11 protein-coding genes are annotated in these 19,099 nt (G+C 41.0%); 4 read left to right on the plus strand and 7 right to left on the minus strand.

Features of this window, described 5'->3' with window-relative positions; genetic code table 11:
- Positions 1-395: 395 nt before the first annotated feature.
- The 4 genes from ADS77_RS14060 to fabB form a co-directional block, all read right to left on the minus strand.
- Positions 396-4,874, minus strand: a complete 4,479-nt coding sequence (locus ADS77_RS14060; RefSeq protein ID WP_054454969.1) for a FimV/HubP family polar landmark protein — start codon at positions 4,872-4,874, stop codon at positions 396-398.
- Between the two features lie 318 nt (positions 4,875-5,192).
- Positions 5,193-6,209 (minus strand): aspartate-semialdehyde dehydrogenase, encoded by a 1,017-nt coding sequence (locus ADS77_RS14065; RefSeq protein ID WP_054203196.1) that lies wholly within the window; start codon positions 6,207-6,209, stop codon positions 5,193-5,195.
- 44 nt (positions 6,210-6,253) lie between these two features.
- Complete coding sequence (locus ADS77_RS14070; RefSeq protein ID WP_054454970.1) at positions 6,254-7,372, minus strand: 4-phosphoerythronate dehydrogenase; 1,119 nt, start codon at positions 7,370-7,372, stop codon at positions 6,254-6,256.
- Positions 7,373-7,483: 111 nt separating this feature from the next.
- A complete protein-coding gene (fabB, locus tag ADS77_RS14075) occupies positions 7,484-8,695 on the minus strand; it encodes a beta-ketoacyl-ACP synthase I (RefSeq protein WP_054203198.1) in 1,212 nt (403 codons plus the stop codon).
- Positions 8,696-8,872: 177 nt separating this feature from the next.
- Here fabB and mnmC point away from each other — a divergent pair, with 177 nt between their 5' ends.
- Together mnmC and ADS77_RS14085 are read left to right on the plus strand one after the other, a co-directional pair.
- Positions 8,873-10,897: a bifunctional tRNA (5-methylaminomethyl-2-thiouridine)(34)-methyltransferase MnmD/FAD-dependent 5-carboxymethylaminomethyl-2-thiouridine(34) oxidoreductase MnmC gene (gene mnmC, locus ADS77_RS14080; RefSeq protein WP_054454972.1), complete on the plus strand. Its 2,025-nt coding sequence runs from the start codon at positions 8,873-8,875 to the stop codon at positions 10,895-10,897.
- A 71-nt stretch (positions 10,898-10,968) separates the two neighbouring features.
- Positions 10,969-11,307: a hypothetical protein gene (locus ADS77_RS14085; protein WP_054203200.1), complete on the plus strand. Its 339-nt coding sequence runs from the start codon at positions 10,969-10,971 to the stop codon at positions 11,305-11,307.
- Positions 11,308-11,320: 13 nt separating this feature from the next.
- On the opposite strand, the gene ADS77_RS14090 is transcribed toward ADS77_RS14085, so the two are convergent.
- The 3 genes from ADS77_RS14090 to fadI form a co-directional block, all read right to left on the minus strand.
- Positions 11,321-13,093, minus strand: coding sequence for a putative bifunctional diguanylate cyclase/phosphodiesterase (locus tag ADS77_RS14090; RefSeq protein ID WP_054203201.1), 1,773 nt, complete (start codon positions 13,091-13,093; stop codon positions 11,321-11,323).
- Between the two features lie 208 nt (positions 13,094-13,301).
- A complete protein-coding gene (gene fadJ, locus ADS77_RS14095) occupies positions 13,302-15,599 on the minus strand; it encodes a fatty acid oxidation complex subunit alpha FadJ (RefSeq protein WP_054454974.1) in 2,298 nt (765 codons plus the stop codon).
- Positions 15,599-16,909: an acetyl-CoA C-acyltransferase FadI gene (gene fadI, locus ADS77_RS14100; RefSeq protein ID WP_054203203.1), complete on the minus strand. Its 1,311-nt coding sequence runs from the start codon at positions 16,907-16,909 to the stop codon at positions 15,599-15,601. Before fadI ends, fadJ begins: the two co-directional genes overlap by 1 nt.
- A gap of 285 nt (positions 16,910-17,194) precedes the next feature.
- Here fadI and ADS77_RS14105 point away from each other — a divergent pair, with 285 nt between their 5' ends.
- Both ADS77_RS14105 and ADS77_RS14110 read left to right on the plus strand, forming a co-directional pair.
- The gene (locus tag ADS77_RS14105) at positions 17,195-18,151 is read left to right on the plus strand and encodes an AAA family ATPase (protein WP_054203204.1); all 957 of its coding nucleotides are present in this window, start codon (positions 17,195-17,197) and stop codon (positions 18,149-18,151) included.
- Between the two features lie 3 nt (positions 18,152-18,154).
- Positions 18,155-19,099 carry a DUF58 domain-containing protein gene (locus tag ADS77_RS14110; RefSeq protein WP_054454976.1) on the plus strand — a complete coding sequence of 315 codons (945 nt, stop codon included), beginning with the start codon at positions 18,155-18,157 and terminating at the stop codon, positions 19,097-19,099.

Below are 19,099 nucleotides of genomic sequence, written 5' to 3' on the forward strand. Positions count from 1 at the left end.
TGCAAATAAACCTATGGCTGTAAGATGCTGAGTTTTCAATTGCAATAAAAATGGAGGGGAAACTAAGTTTGCCCTCCATTTTTTGTTATGTGGATATTTTGTTATGTGGATACCATACCCAAGTCACCTCATGATGCAGAATTCGCGTTTCACAAGAGCTTAATATCAAGGCGTTACTTTGCAACAATGGCAATCCATTTTAAGAAGTAACAACGATGAGAGAAAGTACCTGTGAAACGCCCTCCAACGGTTTGTTTTTAAAGCGATTTATACTATGATACTTTTATAAGAGATTGATTTTAACAATAGAACCACTATTACTTGCAATCAATGCCTTCTCTAAACCGCTTTAAATTCCAACGACGCTCGCATCTCGAGGTGGCTTGGGTATATATTTATATTAATTTTGCTTTAAGACTTTGCGCCTCTTCTTGTACTTCTTCAGGGCCATTTTCAATAACATCATCGATCGCCTCAAGCGCTGCATCCATATCATCTATTTCAATATAAGCACGTGCTAAGTCTAGCTTTGCAGAGTAGCCACCACTTTCAGCATCTACGTCTGTTGGGTTATCGCCTGCAAGCAAAGCATCAAATTCACTTAAACCGACATCTATATTCACATCATTATAAGGTTCATGATCACTATTTAGATCATCACTTTGCTCAATCAATGAATCAATATCAACGAACTCTTCATCTAACGCACCATCATCAACATTTGTGCTTTTTTCTGGAAGCGATTCTTCTATTTCGGATAGCTCTTCAATTGCGTCTAAATCGTCACTTAATAACGCATTAAAATCAACATCAAATTCAGAGCTATCATCTATCTCTAAATCCTCAGGTTCTCCTAATTCACTTAAAAGTGAATCAAAGTCAGTTTGGGTGAGATCTGCCATGAAATCATCATCAAGCTCCTCATCTGAGAAAGAGCTAAGATCTGACTTCATTTGAGTGTCGTCAGAGTGATCAAATGTGTTATCAAGCTCTGCTGCAAAATCGCTATTTAAATCATCAGCACTTAATTCACTGCCAATAGATTCATCTGCCGGCTTATTTACAGATTCTTTTTCCTGTGTATCAGCTACAGGCTCTTGCTCTTGAACCTCACCACTGAGTAATTCATCTTCAATCAATAATTCATCATCAAAATCATGATCTAAGCTATTTAAATCTTCACCACCTGCCATAGCATTAGCAAGATCTTGTTCTGCTTGACTTAACAGCAGATCAGAAGAGTCATTCTCTTCAATTAAGCTATCATCTTCATCATCAAGCTCGAGATCCGGATACTCACTTAGCTCTTTGCTAGGTGTCACTATCTCATTATTTAAATCTTCATCATCTACAGCTAAATCAATTTCATCGGCAAGTGGATCATCACCTAAATCAATTTCAACTTCTTCTATATCATCATCTAGTTCATCAATGTCAGACCATTGTGGTGTTTCCACATAGTCGTCTTCCTCTTGCAACTCACTAAGGAGCTCATCAACACTTTTTAATGATGGATCGTTATATTCTTCTAATAAATCGTCTTCATCCAATAAATCATCTGCAGAATCCTCACTTACTTCATCCAGCAAGCTATCATCTAAAAGATCTATCTCTGGCTCAACCTCAAGCTCTGGTTCAATTTCAGGCTCTGGTTCAACTTCTGGCCCTGATTCAACTTCAGGCTCAGATTCTTCTTCGGGCTCTGATTCAATTTCAGGCTCTGGTTCAACTTCTGGCTCTGATTCAACTTCAGGCTCWGATTCTTCTTCGGGCTCTGATTCAATTTCAGGCTCTGGTTCAACTTCTGGCTCTGATTCAACTTCGGGCTCTGGTTCAACTTCAGGCTCTGATTCAACTTCRGGCTCTGGTTCAACTTCTGGCTCTGGTTCAACTTCAAGCTCTGGTTCAACTTCTGGCTCTGGTTCAACTTCTGGCTCTGGTTCAACTTCAGGCTCTGGTTCAACYTCAAGCTCTGATTCAACTTCAGGCTCTGATTCTWCTTCARGCTCTGATTCAACTTCAGGCTCTGGTTCAACTTCARGCTCTGGTTCAACTTCAGGCTCTGGTTCAACTTCAGGCTCTGKTTCARCTTCAGGCTCTGRTTCAACTTCTGGCTCTGGTTCAACTTCTGGCTCTGGTTCAACTTCTGGCTCTGGTTCARCTTCAGGCTCTGGTTCAACTTCAGGCTCTGGTTCAACTTCAAGCTCTGGTTCAACTTCAAGCTCTGGTTCAACTTCAGGCTCTGGTTCTTCTTCTGGCTCTGGTTCAGCTTCTAGCTCTGGTTCAACTTCAGGCTCTGGTTCAACTTCAGGCTCTGGTTCAACTTCTGGCTCTGGTTCARCTTCAGGCTCTGGTTCAACTTCARGCTCTGGTTCAACTTCARGCTCTGGTTCAACTTCARGCTCTGGTTCAACTTCARGCTCTGGTTCAACTTCAGGCTCTGGTTCAACTTCAGGCTCTGGTTCTWCTTCTGGCTCTGGTTCTTCTTCTGGCTCTGGTTCAACTTCGGGCTCTGGTTCAACTTCTGGCTCTGGTTCARCTTCTGGCTCTGGTTCAACTTCGGGCTCTGGTTCAACYTCARGCTCTGGTTCAACTTCGGGCTCTGGTTCAACTTCAGGCTCTGGTTCAACTTCAGGCTCTGGTTCAACTTCAGGCTCTGGTTCAACTTCAGGCTCATCGGCTAAGCTCGATACTAGTGATTCTACTTCATCTAGATTAAGCTCATCTTCAACACCTGATAATTCATTCATTGAATCAGAAAGGGCTTCATCTAAATCAGTATTGTGATCAACATCATCGATTAAACTATCAATATCGTCTAAGTCAAAATCAGTGTCGTCTTCATCGACCAGCTCTGTTGGTTTTTCAGGCTCTGCGTCATCAATAAGGCTATCAATGTCATCTAAATCAAAATCAGTGTCGTCTTCATCGACTAACTCTGTTGGTTTTTCAGGCTCTGCGGCTGCRTCATCAATWARGCTRTCAATGTCGTCYAARTCAAAATCAGTGTCGTCTTCATCGACTAATTCTGTTGGTTTTTCAGGCTCTGCGGCTGCGTCATCAATTAAGCTGTCAATGTCGTCTAAATCAAAATCAGTGTCGTCTTCATCGACTAACTCTGTTGGTTTTTCAGGCTCTGCGGCAGCATCATCAATAAGGCTATCAATGTCGTCCAAGTCAAAATCAGTGTCGTCTTCATCGACTAACTCTGTTGGTTTTTCAGGCTCTGCGGCAGCATCATCAATAAGGCTATCAATGTCGTCCAAGTCAAAATCAGTGTCGTCTTCATCAACTAACTCGGCTGGTTTTTCAGGCTCCGCGGCAGCATCATCGATTAAGCTGTCAATGTCGTCTAAGTCAAAATCCTCATCGTTATTATTAAGTACATCAAGTTCTGGCTCTTCGTTAACAGAACTTTGTGCATCGATGAGTTCATCTATATCAAAGTCATCATCTTCACTAGCAAGTTCTTCACTGAGCGCAGCAAGGGCATCATCTGATTCTAACTCATCGAGGGAATCATCAATTTCCCCGTTTGCAGGCGCAGAAGAGCTGTCAACGGCATCTTCTGCAAATAAGTCATCTAGGTCTTCTGCACTTAAAATATCCCCGTCACCTTTTTCGGCATCAAGATCCAAGTCGATATCATCGCCTAAACTATCATCGTCTTGTTGGTCAAAATCTTGCTGCATGAAGATATCTAACTCATCATCTTCTTTGACTTCATCATCAAATACAATGTCATCACTTAATAGACCATCGAGTTCGTCTTGATTTAATAGACTGTCGCCATCTTCAAAATCGTCATCAATACTTTCATCATCAATACTGTCATCAAAAATAATGTCATCATCAGGCAGCATATCGCTGTCTAAGTTATCATCGAGTTGGACACTTAAATCATCTTGTACTGGATCAGGAATGATAGGATCTATTGAGGGGCCTAAATCAATATCTTCGTCTGGAACATAACTAGGGCTTTGTGGTAAAAACTCATCGTCGTCAATTACTTCATCTTCTTTATTACGTTTACGTAAAAACATCACCACTGCAAAAACAATTAATAAAGCCGGTATCGTCATTAGTAAAATAAGAACAAACGGATTTGCCAATAACGCGGCAAAATCAAACTCACTCTCCTCTTGTTGCTTTTTTACCTTTTGCTGCTCTATAAACTCATTTTGCTTTGCAATTAACTCTTTTAGTTGCTGCTGAATTTCACTATCTTGTCCTAGCTGATTTCGCACTTTTTCGAGCTCTTTAGAAATACCGGTTAGCTGCTTTTTTAAATTATTATTTTCAACTAAGATCTCTTCAACATTTTCAACTGATGATTTAAATTGCTTTTGCAACTCAACAAGTTGCGTACCTTGCTCGGTTTTTATCGTGTTGATTTCTTGTTTTAATTCTTTTTTTGCTTCATCAACATCAACTTTTCGCGCTTGTGTTACTTTTGTTTTGGAGCTTTCGATATCACTTTGGGTTAATGTTCCGTTTTTCTTTTTATCCCATAAGTCATCATCTTGCTCAGATCGTTGTTTTGCTAATTGAGGACTAATGTTACGAATTTCGCGTAGTGTAGGTATTTTGAGGTACGCGCCATCACGCATATGATTTAGATTTTGATCTAAAAATGAATTGGGGTTTTTCTCATACAATGCCTGCATCACCTGATAAATACTTACTGAGTTATCTGGTCGCACTTTCGCTGCAATACGCCATAACGTATCGGTTGGCTTTATTGGTCCAATTGAACGCCCTTGAACGCCGTAATCAACGCCTTTAGGCCCTTTTAGTTGGGTGCCGTCTTGGGAGTATATTGGTGTTGCCACCAATGCAGACGCTAATAAGAGGAGTGTAGCTAAACCGCGCATGCTGATCCTTTAATGTTTAAATGTTAACGCAGCACCTAAAAAACAGGCGCTTAAACATTGATTATTTCTTGCAGAAATAACTGACATAAATAAAATAGTTAATTCAATTTTCTTGCAAGCTCTATTCCAGTTGCAAACTATAAACCAGTTGCGTCTTTATATCTATCGCAACACTTTGATACTTAATAGCTTAAATTTTATCAGCCGGAAGAGTTTTTATAGTTATTGTTAAGTTTATACGCTTTTAGCCATCATGCGGCAATTATTTGGCAGTTTAAAAATAAAAAAGCGGCAATTTGCCGCTATTTCTACTTATTCTTAAAGATAATTTGCAATAAGCTCTTCAGCTATTTGTACACTATTAGTAGCTGCGCCTTTTCGGGTATTATCGCTAACAACCCACATATTTAAACCATGCGGGTGCGAAATATCTTGACGTAAACGCCCTACATAAACAGTATCATTACCGCTTGCATCTGATACTGGCGTTGGATAATCACCTTCATCTTCAATAAGTTCAAGGCCCGGGGCATCTTTGAGTAACTGCTTAACATGTTCAAAATCATATGGCATACGTGTTTCAATGTTTATCGCTTCAGAATGACCAAAAAACACAGGTACTCGCACACATGTTGGGTTTACTGCAATAGTAGTGTCACCCAATATTTTATGGGTTTCATTAACCATTTTCATTTCTTCGCGCGTATAGCCGTTATCTTCAAACACATCAATTTGTGGGATTACATTGAATGCCATCTGCTTTGGAAATACTTGGCTATCAACTGGGCGCGCATTCATTAGATTTGCAGTTTGTTTTGCAAGCTCATCAACGGCTTCTTTGCCAGCACCCGATACTGCTTGATAGGTCGATACATTAATACGGTCAATACCGTACGCATCGTATATCGGCTTTAATGCCACCATCATTTGAATCGTTGAGCAGTTAGGATTGGCAATAATATTGCGGTTTCTGAAATCAGCCAAACTTGCAGCATTAACTTCAGGCACAATCAATGGTACTTCAAAGTCATTTCTAAAATGTGATGTGTTATCAATAACTATACAGCCCGCATCAGCTGCAATCGGTGCATATTTTTCTGACACACTGCCACCAGCTGAAAACAAGCCAATATGCGCTTGACTAAAGTCAAAACCTTCAACATCTTGCACTTCGATAGTTTCACCACGAAACTTAATATCTTCACCGGCACTGCGGCTGCTTGCCAATAAAAATAATTGATCAACAGGAAACTTACGATCTTCTAACGTTTCAATAATTTGGCGGCCAACAAGACCTGTAGCACCAAGTACGGCAACATTATATTTTTGTGACATGTGTATTCCTCTATTAACAACCGCCCTTATGGCCATTGTCTAAATTATATTAAGTTAAACCCGAGCGCCGCTAGTGCATCTGCATGCTGATTTGCGCCTGTGATATTTAGCGTGCTGAATTCACGCCTAATTGGATAGTTTTTTCTAAGGCTATCAAAACCTTGATTTACCAAATCTCGTCGTAAAATACCGTCATCTCGGCGCACATCATAGATAAGATGAATAAGTTGACCAAGATCAGGTATATCAAATGTTTCCTGCAGGTTAATATCCGTAATACTTGGTACAGGTAAAAAATCAGCTAAGGATTTCTTCGCTTCGACCTTTTCAAGTTCACATAGCTTTTGATACAGCATTTGTGTACCACGTGCTTTACCTTCAAGTGTGTGCCCTGCAATATGCACACTTGCCAATCGTGTATATTCAAGAAGCTCAGTTAATATTGTGGGTTCGTTTTCCCATACGTCAATAACTAAATCAAGTTGTGCACCATCTTGCATTACCTCAAGCAAGGCTTGACTATCAATAACGTCGCCTCTGCTAGCATTGATGATAATAGTACCGGCTTTGAGCGCTAACAAACGTGCTTTATTCAGCAAATGCAACGTGCTGTGTTTGCCTGTTTTTATCAAAGGAACATGAAATGTTACGATGTCAGATTGAGTTAGTAGCAACTCTAGATCTTGATGTTCATCAAGCTGCCCGGCTTCATATTTAGGTGGATCGCACACTAATACGGTGACATTTAGCGCTTTTAACTTTTCACGCAAACAACTACCTATGCTTCCAACCCCAACAATACCAATTGTCTTGCCTTCAATACTACTTGCATTTTCTTGGCACAAAGCAAAAATACTACTAATTACATATTCAGCAACTGCTATTGCATTACACCCAGGCGCACTTGTAAATGCGATATTACGATCTTTTAAAAGTGCGGTGTCTATATGATCGATACCAATGGTTGCAGTACCTACAAACTTCAATTTATTTGCACTGTGAAGCAATGCGCTATTAACCTGCGTAACTGAACGCGTAAGTAATACATCAACATCGATTAACTGTTCACTTTGTAAAGTACGCCCATCGAAACGCGTTACTTCACCAAAATCAGCAAAGTATTGCTCAACAAGTGGCATATTTTGATCAGCAAGTATTTTCATTAACAAATCCTGTTGGCACGAAGAGCCGCCATTGTAACGAACATAGCCGGCTTTGAAAACGAAAAAGCCGAGCAAGTTGCTCGGCTTCTAAACTAACTAACTTTTGACTAATTAGCCTTTATATTTACTCATCACTAGCGTGGCGTTAGTGCCACCAAAACCAAAGCTGTTAGACATAACAGTATTTAGCTCAACGTCTTTACGCTCAGTGATAATGTTTAAGCCAGCAGCTTGTTCATCAAGTTCATCAATATTGATTGAAGGTGCAACAAAACTGTGCTCTAACATCAGTAGAGAGAAAATAGCTTCATGCACACCAGCAGCGCCCAGTGCATGCCCGGTCATTGCTTTAGTTGCACTGATCATTGGTGAATTACCACCGAATACTTCTTGAATTGCACCTAATTCTTTCACATCACCTACAGGTGTCGATGTACCATGAGTGTTTAGGTAATCAATGCTATCTACATCTTGCATTGCTTGACGCATACAACGTGCCGCACCTTCACCTGATGGAGCAACCATGTCATAGCCATCAGATGTTGCGCCGTAACCAACAATCTCAGCATAAATATGTGCGCCACGAGCAAGTGCATGTTCTAACTCTTCAACAACAACAATACCGCCACCGCCAGATATAACAAAACCATCGCGGTTTGCATCATATGTGCGTGACGCTTTTTCAGGCGTTTCGTTATATTTAGTAGAAAGTGCGCCCATTGCGTCAAATTCCATTGCTAGCGTCCAATGTAACTCTTCACCGCCACCTGCAAAAACAACATCTTGCTTGCCTAATTGGATTTGCTCTACGGCATTACCAATACAGTGTGCAGAGGTTGCACATGCTGAGCTGATTGAGTAGTTAACACCTTTGATTTTAAACGGTGTTGCTAAACATGCTGACGTGGTACTTGCCATAGTACGTGGTACCATGTAAGGGCCTACACGTTTTACGCCTTTTTCACGTAAAATATCGGCCGCTTCTACTTGCCATTTAGATGAACCACCACCAGAACCTACAATAATACCAGTGCGTTCATTTGATACTTGATCATCAGATAAACCTGAATCATCTATTGCTTGTGCCATCGAAATATACGAATAAGCAGCAGCATCACCCATAAAGCGCATTGCTTTACGGTCAACAAACTCTTTAACGTCAATATCAATTTTGCCTGATACATTACTACGTAATTTATATTCAGCAAATTCAGGGTTAAAAGCGATGCCGCTTTTACCTGTTTTTAACGATTCTAATACTTCTTCTTTGTTGTTACCGATGCTTGATACAACACCGATGCCCGTAATAACGGCTCTTCTCATGGGTAATTACCTTAGCTTAATACTAAATTGTGTTCTATTTTACGCTGAAATGTACAACGAAGTGGTCAGCTTTCTAGCGTACACCTGTACTCTGAACCTCTAGCTTATAAATAACGCCAGACTATTTCAAAGAAAACACGTAAAATAATGAAAAAAAGTACTCATTAATTGCATACCATGATCAAAAACGCTGAAATTCACTTTAATCACTTAGGTACACCTATTGCAGACAACTTTAATGATGTCTATTTTTCAAACGATGATGGCCAAGCAGAGTCTGATTATGTTTTCTATCAGCAAAATAATATGCCTCATCGATTACAAAATCATGACCGACCTCATTTTGTTATTGGTGAAACAGGTTTTGGCACTGGGCTTAACTTTTTAAATACATGGCTGCAATTTAAAAATTATCTAACCAGTAGGCAACATCATAATCTAGAAGTTCACAACTCAGTACAACAAAATGTTCAGCGCTTACATTTTATTTCTTTTGAAAAGTACCCTATTAAAGCTGACGATCTAAAAAAAGCGCTGCAAGTATGGCCGACTTTAGCGTTACAGAGTAAACAGTTACTCGCAAAATACCCTATAAATTTAGCCGGCTGTCACCGTCTTGAATTTGAAAATGGTCAAGTTGTACTCGATTTATACTTTGGCGATGTTCTAAATTCACTTGCTGGCATAAGTTACCCGCAAACAGGTATTATAGATGCCTGGTACCTAGATGGTTTTGCACCAAGTAAAAACCCCGAGATGTGGCAACCAGCCTTATTTAATGCAATGGCAGATATTTCTCGCACTAATGCCACATTAGCAACATTTACAGTTGCCGGCGTTGTACGCAGAGGCCTTTCAGACGCTGGGTTTTCAGTACAAAAGGCGAAAGGGCATGGCAGTAAAAATGAAATGCTGATTGGCCATTTACCTCATGCTAATAAAGCACACTCTGCTCCAGCTTACTTTACTCACCAGCAAAGCTCGCTTAAAAATGTAGCTGTTATTGGCGGAGGTATTGCCAGCAGTGCTGTTTTATATAGCTTGGCTAAACGCGGCTGTAACAGCCAACTATTTTGCCAAGATCCGCAACTTGCAATGGGCGCCTCTCATAACGTACAAGGTGCGATTTACCCGCATTTACAAGCAAAGAACTCCCCACACAGTGAGCTTTTTGCACACAGTTTTTTATACGCTAAACGACTCTACCAACAGCTCATAGACAATGGCTTTAATTATGACCATCAATGGTGTGGCGTATTACAACATGCGATAAAACAGCCATTAGCTGAGCGTCATCAAAATATTGAAAATAAGCAGCTATGGCCAAATGAATTAATGCACAGTGTAACCCCAGCTCAAGGCGATGAAATTGCAGGTGTCAGCACTGGCTACTCTGGTGTGTACTTTGAATTAGGAGGCTGGGTTAATCCCCCCCAGTTAGTCAATGCCCTTTACCAACAAGCTCATGCACTAACTCCGATCCAAAGCCATTTTAATTGTGATATCGACAAGCTTGAAAAAACACCACAAGGTTGGCTATTACAGAGCCAAGGGCAACAATTTGGCCCATTTAGTGACGTTATTATTTGTGCCGGTGAGCACAGTGACCGATTTGAACAAACTAAGTCACTGCCTATTGTTGGTGTGCGAGGTCAAGTCTCGCACGTACAAGCAAGTGCAGCCTCAACAAAACTCAAAACTGTACTCTGTCATAAGGGTTATTTTACCCCTGCGTATTTAGACCACCATTGTATGGGCGCAACCTTTGAAAAAAACACCAAAAGCCGTGCCGTTACAGAGCAAGACAACATCACCAATCGCGAGCAGTTACTTAACTTTTATGGGCAAACAGAGTTTGCTAGTAGCTTAGGTGCTATCACGGCCGCCAAAGCAGCTGTACGCTGTAGTTTTATTGATCACCTTCCAATGGCTGGGGAATGGGCACAGCAAAGTGATTATATACATGCGTTTGCCAACTTACGCTCAGGAAAGCGCTATCAATACCAGCCATTACAAAAGCCGCTACAAGGCTTACATATACTTACAGGCTTTGGTGCTAGAGGTTTATGCAGCGCGCCACTGTGTGCGGAGCAATTAGTGGCTGTACTTAACGATGAACCACATCCTTTAAGTGAACGAGTAAGTCAGGCAATTCACCCTGCCCGTTTTATTGTAAGAGACTTAATTCGTAATAAAATTTAAGTTAGGTGACAACAAGCTAAAATTTAGACACAATCAGATAAAAGACTGGGATAAATTTTTTAAGGGATCTAATGACTAAAATTATAACGCCATTATTATTAGCTATAAGTTTGAGTTCGTTTACGTGTGCAGCAAACCTAGAAAGCGTACCGTTACCTGCTGACTTTAAACTCTCATTAACAGTTGCTGATGACTACCCGTTAGTACAAACAGGCTATGTGGCACAATCAGTGAGTGAAGTAAGTGCATTTTATCAAAAAACACTTGGTAACCCTGATCTTATAAAAGGCGATAGCTTGCGCCGTACTTTATTTTATACATTAGAGAGTAAAAAAATACGAATTAGCTTATATACCCAAACCACTCAAAATTACGTCACAGAGGTTGCCATTATGGTAAGCAAACCATAGCGCCTTACAAAGGTCAACACGCCCTGAGTAACGCTGTAAAATCTTCAGCACTGAGAGGCTTTGAAAAAAAGTACCCCTGATACAATTGACACCCCTCTTGTTTCAGTAATGCTAATTGCTCTGGTGTTTCAACGCCTTCTGCGATAGTGCCCATCCCTAAGTTTTGCGCAAGTTGAATAATAGTTCGCACCACCATGTGGTCTCGTCGATTGGTCGTACAATCATCGATAAAGCGCTTATCTATTTTTAAAATATCCAGAGGTAACAAGCTCAGCTGACATAGTGAAGAATAAGCAGTACCAAAATCATCAAGCGACAGGGTTAAACCAGCATTTTTCAACGCAGTCAGTACACGAATGTTGTCATTCGCATTTGCCATCAAAGCAGTTTCTGTTTGCTCTATTTCTAAACAGCTTGTAGTGCAATTATTACGTGCTAATGCGCTTGTTAGCTTATCTAAAAACAGTGGGTCTTGTAGTTGTATCGCTGACACGTTAATTGCAACACTTTCAATGTTAAACTGTTTTTTCCAATGAGCTATTTGCTGGCAGGCTGTTTCGGTGATCCACTCACCAATCGGGTTTATTAAACCAGTTTGTTCTGCTATTGGAATAAATTCAACAGGGCTAATAAACCCCAATTGAGGGTGGAACCAACGAATTAAGGCTTCAGCCGATTTGATTTCACCGGTCGTGATACACACTTTAGGCTGATAATGAAGAGCGAGTTCACCACGCTCCGTCGCAAACTTTAAATCGTTCTCTAATCGGTAGCGTCGTAGCGTTTGCTTTGTAAGCTGGCTTTGATAAAACGAAAAATCATTCTTGCCCACAGCTTTTGCATGGTACATGGCCATGTCAGCATTGCTACATAAAATTTCTATTTCAGTCGCATCTTCAGGAAAGATTGCGATACCGATACTTGCCGTTAACTGGTAGTTTTTTGCTTTTAATAAGTAGCTCGGTTTACTCAATGTGTGAATCGCATTGGCTAATGCACGAGCAACCTGTTTGGAGTTATTACTTGGTGTTGTGATAAAAGCGAACTCATCGCCACCTATACGAAATAATAGCGAATCTTCATCTATCAATTGACTAAAACGATCTGTCACCATTTTTAATGCACTATCACCAGTCAGGTGACCTAGCTGATCATTTACTTTTTTAAAGCCGTCTAAATCGATTATTAGTAATGAAAAGTTTAGCGTTGCATCTTCTCGGCATTGCTCTTTAAAAAACAGCAATACCTCAAAAAACTTTTTTCGATTACCCAACCCCGTTAAGTAGTCCGTATAGCTCTCAGTACGAAACAACTCCATTTGCGAGTGAGTTTTACGCTGAAAATAGGTCATGATTGTCGCAAATGAGGTGATAACTATCATCTCGACCCCATCTTCAATAATGTCTAAAAATTCAGCCGCATTAATAGAGGAGACATACGCACTTAATAGTAAAACAGCAATAGGGATAGGAAGCATGGAACCCGGGAAAACCATTAAATATAATAATGGGATCAATAAGTACACTTCTTCTATTACTTCTATATCAAGATGGAATAATAAGCCCACCATAAAAATAAATAAAAAGGATATTGCAGCTAAACCTTGTTTATAGCGCACATTAGAAAGAGCAAAAGCTAAGCCAAGAGTTACTAAAAACACCACGTAAGAAAGCTGTGCAATTAAGGGCTGATCAAACCGTAAAATAACAAAAGCGACTGTTGCTAAAGTAAGCGAAAAGCCAACGGCTAATAATTTTTTTGATTTAAGAAAGCCCATTTTAAACATTTAATATTCCACGATTAATTACTTTGTAATTATATGTGAAAAATAGAACTTTTTATTATTTTTTATTCTCCTGTCTGTGTTCCCTAAAATAGTTCGCTATATCCTTAATAGTACAAACTTTTTTAGTGGTTTTTTGAGCTGTCATTTTAAAAAGGCATAAAAAAACGCACTAATACTAAAGTGCGTTTTTATAAATAAAAATTAAAGATTAAGACTTTTTATCGGTACCTTCACACGCTGAGTTTACGACATTAGTATCAGTTTCACTATTTTCAGCGTCCTCTCTTTCAGCGTTAGTAACAGTCGCTTCTGAGCTCTCAATGTCAGTAGTTTCATCTTTGCTAATTGCGTCATCAACTACGGTTGTTTCAACAATATTTTGCTGTGTTTGAGCTGGTACTACTTGATAAAAACGCCCACCAGCATCAGCCATTGCAACCAAGGGTGCACACGGCGCAAATACCGGATTAAAATTAGCAAACGTCGCCATTTCTGAGCTTACTTTATCCGCACCAAGCTTATCCATATAACTAAATGGACCACCTAAAAATGGTGGGAAGCCAATGCCAAATATAGCACCAATATCACCATCGCGAGGACTGGCGATAATGCCTTCATCTAAACAGCGCGCTGCTTCGTTAAGCATTTGTGCAACGCAACGCTGAGCTATCTCACTCTTGTTTAAACGTGGTGAAGGGCTCACGCCAAGTAATTCGTAAACTGATTCGTCCACTTTTTTGCTCTTTTTATCGTATAGATAAAAACCACGACCCGTTTTACGGCCTAAGCGTTTCGCATCAATTAAACGCGAAAATGCATCTGGCGCTTTAAAACGATCGCCCAGTTCTTTTTCAAGAATTGGAGCAATTTTAGAGCCTATATCAATCCCTACTTCATCAAGTAAAGCGAGCGGCCCAACAGGGAAACCAAACTCAACAAGCGCAGCATCAATTTTTTCAATTGGCTCGCCTGCAAGTAATAAATTTGCAGCTTCATTCACATAAGGGGCAAGAATACGGTTTACATAAAAACCCGCTTTATCTTTTACCACAATCGGCGTTTTACCTTGCTTACGAGCAAAGTTAACAATCCGCGCGATGGTCTCTTGCGACGTACCTTCATGTGGAATGATTTCAACCAATGGCATTTTCTCAACCGGTGAGAAGTAATGTAAGCCAATCACATTCTCTGGACGGGCCGCTTCTGCCGCTATTTGTGAAATAGGCAATGATGACGTGTTACTAGCAAAAATAGTGTTTGCTTGGCATTCACGTTCAACATCAGCAACCATGCCCTGTTTAAGGCTTAAATCTTCAAATACCGCTTCAATCACTAAATCAATGTGCTTAAAACCACTGTAATTAGTTGTGCCAGTAATGCGATTCATTGTTTGTTGCAGTTCAGCTGTAGATAAAATGCGACGCTTTTGCTTTTTATCTAAAATTTTATAGCTGTAATTCATGGCATTACTAATGCCCTGCTCTGCTACATCTTTAATGCGCACTAATACACCCGCTTTTACAGCACTAACATGGGCAATACCTGCGCCCATTAAACCGCCACCTAACACTGCTGTTTTGGTGATCGCCAGTGCGTCATCGTTACGCCATTCTTTTTTCATTTCGGTGGTAGCAAAAAAGATCCCACGTAATGCTTTAGATTCGCTACTCATCACTAACGTAGCAAACCCTTCTGCCTCTGTTTTATAAGCTTTTAGCTCATCAAGCTCTACACTGGCGCGTATTGCTTTAATGATAGCCAGTGGCGCAGGGTAATGACCACCGGTTTTCTTCAGTACGTTTTCTTGTGCTTTTTTAAAAATGATATTGCGACCAAATGGATTTGACTCAAGCAATTGGCTAACACGATCAAGCTTGGGCTTACTCGCTTTTGCCTTGCCTTTTAACGCAAACTCTTTGGCCACTTTTAGCAATACAGTTTGAGGGACACAATCATTCACTAAGCCTGACTTTTTAGCTTGTTTAGCGCGTATTTGTTTACCTGTTAGTGTCCACTCTAGGGCTTTTTGCAAACCAACTAATTTCGGTAAGCGCTGAGTACCACCACCACCAGGTAATAGACCAAGCTGCACTTCAGGTAAGCCTAGCTTGGTAATATCGCTGTCAGTACACACGCGGTAATCACACGCTAAAGCAAACTCCAAACCACCACCAAGCGCTGCACCATGAATAGCACTGACGGTTGGAAACGGCAGTTTTTTCATATCAAAAAAGGCACGGTGACATAGCTCGCTGATCGCTAATGCATCTTCGCGACGCTCTACGCTATCCAGCATTTTCACATCGGCGCCGGCGATAAAGTTATCGCTTTTACCACTGATAAATACCATGCCTTTAACTGACTGCTGTTTCGCGTCATCAAGCAACGTTTTTAAATCATCGGCAAAGGTATCGCGCAGGGTGTTCATTTTTTCACCCGGCACATCAATAGTAACTACGGCAATACCGTTATCATCAACATCTAAACTAAATACAGACTGTGTCATTACGCACTCTCCAATACAAAAGCTGCACCTAACCCACCTGCGGCGCATGCAGTTGTTAGTGCTAAGCCACCGCCTCGGCGGTTAAGTTCGTGTAAACTTTGGGTGATAAGTCGTGCGCCAGTTGCTGCAAATGGATGCCCATATGCAAGCGAGCCGCCCATAACATTAAACTTATCCATGTTAATCTCACCAATCGCTTTACTGCGACCGAGTTTTTCTTGTGCAAATTTATCAGAGGCGAACATTTTCATATTTGCTAGCGTTTGCGCTGCAAATGCTTCATGCATTTCAATTAAATCAAGATCTGCAAGCGTAATACCTGCTCTTGCTAATGCGATAGGCGTAGAATGTGCAGGCCCCATTAACATGTCTTCATTTACGCCAATAGCAGAGAACGCAAAACTACGCACATACCCTAAAATGTTATAGCCTAATGCTTTAGCTTTGCTTTCGCTCATCATCAGTACCGCAGCCGCACCATCTGTTAGTGGTGTTGAGTTTGCAGCGGTTACAGAGCCATGTTGACGGTCAAATGCAGGCTTTAATTTAGCATACCCTTCAACCGTTGAGTTATGACGAATATTATTATCTTGCTCGATAAAACTTTTATACGGCGGTAAATGCGCAGTCATAACTTCATCGGCAAGCTTGCCATCTGCCCACGATTGGCTAGCAAGTGTGTGTGAGCGATGCGCAAGCGCATCTTGATCTTCACGGCTAATATTATGAGTTTTTGCCATTTGCTCAGCAGTCTGACCCATAGATAAACCCGTCGAGTATTCTGCAACAGCAGGTGGGACAGGAAGTAAATCTTTTAAACGCAATTTTGAGAATATTTTTAAGCGTTGTCCAAGTGTGCGCGCTTTATTTAAATCAACAAGGCTGCCAGCTAGTTTTTTGCTTACGCCAATTGGCAATACCGATGACGAATCAGCGCCCCCCGCAATACCCACTTGTACAGAGCCTGCCATAATCGACTCAGCTACATTAGCAATTGCCTGAAAACTAGTTGCACAGGCGCGTGATACTGAGTAAGCATCAACGGATACTGGCATACCAGTACCTAATACGATTTCGCGGGCAATATTTGGCGCTTCTGGCATTTGCACTACTTGGCCAAATACTAATTGATCAATTTCAGATTTATCAAAGTTAAGGCGTTCAAGCATTTCGTTAACCACTAACTTGCCCATATCAAGGGCTGGTACATGGTGAAATGCAGTTGCTTGTTTAGCAAATGGTGTACGTAGACCACTGACGATGGCAATACGATCGCCCTTTGCTGTTTTTAGTATGTTTTGCTCAGACATTAATGCTCTCCCGCTGACAGGTCTGACCTGTTTATTTTCCTCGATTCTAAACAACCCGTGTACTAAAGCCAATAGAGAAATTGAAAATAGTATAATTAGTTACCAACAATAGGCTTTTTTTAGCGTATTTACAAAAAATACCTGTATTTCTATGCTAGGGTAAAAACCGTTAAAAAATAACGAACTATTTTGTAAAATAGGGTCTAACACTTGTGTTATAGAACAATAATCCCAATAACCAATAAAGCTTTTTATAAACCTTGCTAACCAGGACAGTCTTTTATTATGGCCGCTAACGTATTTTCACAATTAAAAACTTATTTAGACAGCCAAATTATTGGCCAGCCAGAATTAACTCAAGCGCTACTTATCGCTATTTTAGCCGATGGTCACTTATTAGTAGAAGGCCCTCCAGGGCTTGCTAAAACCCGAGCAGTAAATGCACTTGCCAAAGGCGTTGAAGGTTCATTCCAACGCGTGCAGTTCACTCCTGATTTATTACCTGCGGATGTCACTGGCACAGATATTTACCGCCAACAGACCAGTGAGTTCGTGTTTGAGAAAGGCCCATTATTTCATAACCTAATTTTAGCCGATGAAATTAACCGTGCCCCAGCTAAAGTCCAATCAGCCTTATTAGAAGCGATGGCAGAACGCCAAGTTACGGTAGGCAAAAATACTTACCCGCTATCTGATTTATTTATGGTGATGGCGACGCAGAATCCGCTTGAGCAAGAAGGCACCTACCCGCTACCTGAAGCACAACTTGATCGCTTTTTATTGCACCTAAGTATTGGTTACCCTGGCGCAGAGCATGAGCTTGACATTTTACGTCTGACTCGCGGCGAAGCACTGAGCGAACATCAAGCCCCTGCACAACAAATTAGTCAAAACGACTTATTTGCTTCACGCAAAGCGATTTTAGGCTTGCATCTAGCTGAGCCACTTGAACAGTATTTAGTACAGCTAATTATTGCCACGCGTGAAGGCGCTAAATTAGATGCTCAACTAGGCAGCTGGATTGAGTATGGCGCAAGCCCACGTGCCACGATTGCCCTTGATAAATGTGCCCGCGCACATGCTTGGTTACAAGGCCGTGACTTTGTTGCACCTGATGACATTCAAGCGGTACTGCATAATGTGCTGCGCCACCGCATTATCTTAAGTTACGAAGCACAAGCTGATGGTGTGACTAAAGATCAGGTTATTAGCCGTATCCTAGAACTTGTTGCCGTGCCATAAACTATGCAAAGCCAATTAGATAATCAACAATGGCGTAGCTTAAGTCATAGTCATGGGGTCGACTTAGGGCTTAAAGAGCTGATGTATTACAAAGCTAAAGCCCGCTTGCTTGAGTTTGCCCCAAAAGCTAAAATTAAAAACAGCCTAACTGGCCAATATCTTGCGCCTCATAAAGGCCGTGGTATGGAGTTTGCCGAAGTACGCCATTATCAACAAGGCGATGATATTCGCTCAATTGATTGGCGTGTTACCGCACGTACTGGTGAAACCCACACTAAACTTTTTCAAGAAGAAAAAGAACGCCCAGTGTTTGTGTTTACCGACTTTTCTAATTCGATGCTGTTTGGCTCCAAGCTGTTACTTAAGTCTGTGCAAGCAGCGCATATTAGCGCATTAGTTGCATGGTCTGCATGTCAACGTGGTGATCGTATCGGCGGTATTGTATTTAATCAACATGGCCATTTAGAACTAAAACCCACCGCCCGTGAGAAAGCAGTATTAAAACTGTGTCACAATTTATGCGATAACCACCAGCAAGCACTGACACGCATTGACGAGCCCACCGAAAATAAACTCAGCGATAACCTCAAGCGCTTAAACCATTTAGCCAAGCCAGGTAGTTTAGTGTATTTGGTGTCTGATTTTAGCACCCTTGATGATGCCAGCTTTAAGCAATTAGAAATACTGAGTCGTCACTGTGAGCTAATTGGCTGCCATATTAGCGACCCATTTGAGCACCAGCTCCCTGCGTTTAAACAAACGGTAACAGTCAGTGCCAATGGCAGTGATTTTGCCCTGCCGCTTATGGACAAAGGCTTTCGTGATAAGTTTGCTAAAACTGCTGAGCAAGCATTTGCTTCACGTTTAGAGCGTTTAACTAAATCGGGTCTTAATTTAATATCATTCAATGCAGCTACACCCCTTGAGCTACAATTAGTGAGAAAGTAA

This window comes from Pseudoalteromonas porphyrae, assembly GCF_001298125.1.
GTDB classification, from domain to species: Bacteria; Pseudomonadota; Gammaproteobacteria; order Enterobacterales; family Alteromonadaceae; genus Pseudoalteromonas; species Pseudoalteromonas neustonica.

Coding starts and splice junctions, on each gene's coding strand:
- ADS77_RS14065 (WP_054203196.1), bottom strand. CDS start 6,209: ATGTCACAAAAATATAATGTTGCCGTACTTGGTGCTACAGGTCTTGTT.
- ADS77_RS14070 (WP_054454970.1), bottom strand. CDS start 7,372: ATGAAAATACTTGCTGATCAAAATATGCCACTTGTTGAGCAATACTTT.
- fabB (WP_054203198.1), bottom strand. CDS start 8,695: ATGAGAAGAGCCGTTATTACGGGCATCGGTGTTGTATCAAGCATCGGT.
- mnmC (WP_054454972.1), top strand. CDS start 8,873: ATGATCAAAAACGCTGAAATTCACTTTAATCACTTAGGTACACCTATT.
- ADS77_RS14085 (WP_054203200.1), top strand. CDS start 10,969: ATGACTAAAATTATAACGCCATTATTATTAGCTATAAGTTTGAGTTCG.
- ADS77_RS14090 (WP_054203201.1), bottom strand. CDS start 13,093: ATGTTTAAAATGGGCTTTCTTAAATCAAAAAAATTATTAGCCGTTGGC.
- fadJ (WP_054454974.1), bottom strand. CDS start 15,599: ATGACACAGTCTGTATTTAGTTTAGATGTTGATGATAACGGTATTGCC.
- fadI (WP_054203203.1), bottom strand. CDS start 16,909: ATGTCTGAGCAAAACATACTAAAAACAGCAAAGGGCGATCGTATTGCC.
- ADS77_RS14105 (WP_054203204.1), top strand. CDS start 17,195: ATGGCCGCTAACGTATTTTCACAATTAAAAACTTATTTAGACAGCCAA.
- ADS77_RS14110 (WP_054454976.1), top strand. CDS start 18,155: ATGCAAAGCCAATTAGATAATCAACAATGGCGTAGCTTAAGTCATAGT.